A 3014-nucleotide genomic window follows, 5' to 3' on the forward strand; every position below is an offset into this window, starting at 1 on the left:
GCCTCCGGTCAGTCACTCATCCAAGAACTGCGTCGTACCTCTGGCATGGCGATCATCCCGAGAAACCCAGGCAACAAAGACAAAGTATCAAGGGTCAACGCCATTACCGACCTCATTGCAGGCGGCATGGTCTTCCTGCCCAGAAACGCCCACTGGCTCGACGACTTTATTGCCGAAGCCACCGCCTTCCCCTCCGTCGAACACGACGACCAGGTGGACGCTTTCGAAATCCTCATCGACGCCCTCTCAAGAGTCCACGTCACCCCCGCCTCCTTCGACACGCCGATCTTCGTCAAGCACTCCCTGGCGAATCAATACCAGCAGCAACAAAAGAAAACGGCACCCGATGTCGACGATGGCTGGGGTCAGTCCTTCTCAGGCAAATCACTATCGGTAGAGTTAAGCGGCAAACAATGGAAGGGGGTGGGGTTTTTAGCAGGCAAAAAAAAGGAGGGACAAAAGCCCTCCAAAAATTCCATAAGTCATTGAAACTATGCGAGCAGTTTAATGACCTAATACACTGATCACTATCCGCATTTACCATTGCGGCAAACTTTTCCATCATGACACCGATGTGGATGACATCAGGGGAAGGCGTATGCGAAAAGAGGATGATCTATTCGATACTCTTGAAGCGGGCATTGGCGGTGCCTCCTATGTCGCTTTGATTGCTGTTGCACTGACATGGTTTGTGGCGACCGAATATAATCACCTTGCGGTTATGATTGCCTGGTTGATCAGCAATCTTGAGATTATTGTGTTGCGAAAACAATTACGACGATGAACCACTTGATTCAGACAATGGCACATGACCAGGAAGATCAATCAAAATGGAATTTACTGCAATGAAACTGACCATTATCGAAAGCCCCTATGCAGGGGACGTAGACGCCAATATCGGCTACGCCCGCCGTTGCGTCAAAGACAGTCTGAGCCGTGGTGAATCACCTGTGGCCAGCCACCTGCTTTACACCCAACCAGGCATACTCGACGACGACATTCCAGAAGAACGCCAGCTTGGTATTGACGCCGGACTGGCATGGCGCAGGGTAGCTGAACAAACTGTCGTCTATACAGATCGGGGCATCAGCAATGGCATGGAGTACGGCATCCGTCTGGCCATGCAATCTGGCATACCGGTCATCTACCGATCGCTGCCAGCAGGGAGCCGTTAACATGACCCCCACCGACATCAACCAGAAGATCGCCAGTATCGTGGGCCTCAACATCAAGACCACCGACACTGGCATCACCTTCATCAAAACCCCGAACAAACCCGACCGGCACTACAATCCTGCTCAGGACTGGGCAGACGGCGGCCCGCTCATCGACCGCTACTCCATCTGCCTGATCCCCACCGTCACCGACGAGTGGATAGCCATCATCGGCAACGAGCACGGTCTCTCTGCCGCCTTCGGTTCCCACTACTCGCCATTAACCGCCGCCTGTCTGGCGATCATTCAACACCATGAACTTATTGGCCATATTGGGATGACTCCTGCTCATTAAGGTTCACCGGCTCTGTGCCAGGACGTTTTTGACAGAATTTCATTCAATGGTACTTTTATATCTGAGATTCCTCCTTTACATGGACGTTCACTACTTCACCGGCCTTCGGGTCGGTTTTTGTCCGATCATTAATGCTTGAAATCCTGTTGAGCGCAATTATTATGCCTGCCTTTTTAAAGAGGGTTTTCAATGGAAGCAGGCAATTTAGCTGCATCAGCATCTGTTGTTACTGCAATTCTGTCTTTACTTGTTGCGTGTGTGTCTGCTTACGTAGCCTACTCAACAGCGGAAGACTCAAAAGCCCTGCAAAGGATGATCCACAATAATTCCCTTAAAGGTCAGAAACAGCAGACAATTATTAATCATTTCAACGTGCTCATTACCAATGTTGCACGGTTGTCTGCCTACCTTGATACACCGGCGATGGACAACAAAGACAAGCTACCTCAAATTTTTATCGAGCTGGAAAGGGATAGTAAAACCCTCAGTTCTTTAATGAGCGGTCATCAACTCATTGCTTGGTATCGTGACCCTGGTCACCAGGGGCAGACTTTTTCTCGATTTAACATGGTAGTGTGCAATGCACACTATAATCCTACAGCCGGGGGAGAAATACGTTTTTCAGAAACAACGGATACCGTTTTTTTGCAAGCCAAGCTGGATGAACTGCATAAAATCTACCATTCCTTTTTAGAAAAGCAGTGCTACATCTGATGTATAGCCTCTTGTTTTGACCCGACAGTCAAACCCTGTTACGTTAAAAGAGCCATATTTACTCCTTATATGGCGACTGTTGAGGTCAACCCCTGTCAGGTTTTCCATTTTTCCTGGCAGGGGTTTCTCCTTACAGGTTTGGTTTTTATCACTTCTGTAGCTTTTTTCTTGCAATTCACCATTACCATCTAAACTTTACCTGCTGACTGGCAGACATGCTGTTTGATGAACTTGTTAATATTGGAACGGCTTGTCTATTACGAAGGCGCCAGTCAGCACTTCCAAAGGACGACCCACCCATCCATCGCCGCAACAATACCGGTAATCACAACCGGACACCTTTCGCGGCATGGAAAACATCAACCTTCACATGGAAGAAGCCCTCATCGACGGCGCAGTCTCCGACGAGGAGCCCGATCACTCCGTCGAAGGGGTCATCGTCGACCTGAAAAACCTGATCCACCCGCTCACCAACTACGAAGACATCTCAACGCTCCTGTCGCAAGAACAGGAACAACGACTGGTCAGCATGGTAAAAACCATGTCCGACATGAGCTTCGATCGAATCTCCAGACGATACGCCCACTGGCAGGAAGCCGACCGCGCCCACGACATCTACGTCCCCGCCGACACCACCGACTTCAGAGAAAAGGCTGTCATCCCTGACACCCGCGCCATCTCCGACACCGTACTCACCTACATGATGAGCGCCCTCGGCGGGCGAAACCCGATGTTCCAGCTTGAAGGACTGAACCGCGATTCCCGCAAGTCCTCCATGCTCCTTGAGCGCG

The 3014-nt window shown here is 50.3% G+C and carries 6 protein-coding genes; all 6 read left to right on the forward strand.

Features of this window, described 5'->3' with window-relative positions; genetic code table 11:
* Positions 1 to 489: phage terminase large subunit (terL, locus tag AK963_RS27385; protein ID WP_175404689.1), on the forward strand; the 489-nt coding region annotated here is incomplete at its 5' end.
* 85 nt (positions 490 to 574) lie between these two features.
* A complete protein-coding gene (locus AK963_RS27390) occupies positions 575 to 784 on the forward strand; it encodes a hypothetical protein (RefSeq protein WP_139117713.1) in 210 nt (69 codons plus the stop codon).
* Positions 785 to 830: 46 nt separating this feature from the next.
* Positions 831 to 1175: a DUF7768 domain-containing protein gene (locus AK963_RS27395; RefSeq protein WP_202969889.1), complete on the forward strand. Its 345-nt coding sequence runs from the start codon at positions 831 to 833 to the stop codon at positions 1173 to 1175.
* Between the two features lies 1 nt (position 1176).
* Complete coding sequence (locus AK963_RS27400; protein ID WP_066018494.1) at positions 1177 to 1509, forward strand: phage protein NinX family protein; 333 nt, start codon at positions 1177 to 1179, stop codon at positions 1507 to 1509.
* 189 nt (positions 1510 to 1698) lie between these two features.
* Positions 1699 to 2223, forward strand: coding sequence for a hypothetical protein (locus AK963_RS27405; protein ID WP_066018495.1), 525 nt, complete (start codon positions 1699 to 1701; stop codon positions 2221 to 2223).
* 349 nt (positions 2224 to 2572) lie between these two features.
* The coding region (locus AK963_RS27410; protein WP_139117714.1) for a hypothetical protein at positions 2573 to 3014 on the forward strand (442 nt) is incomplete at its 3' end.

This window comes from Endozoicomonas atrinae, assembly GCF_001647025.1.
Taxonomy (GTDB): domain Bacteria; phylum Pseudomonadota; class Gammaproteobacteria; order Pseudomonadales; family Endozoicomonadaceae; genus Endozoicomonas; species Endozoicomonas atrinae.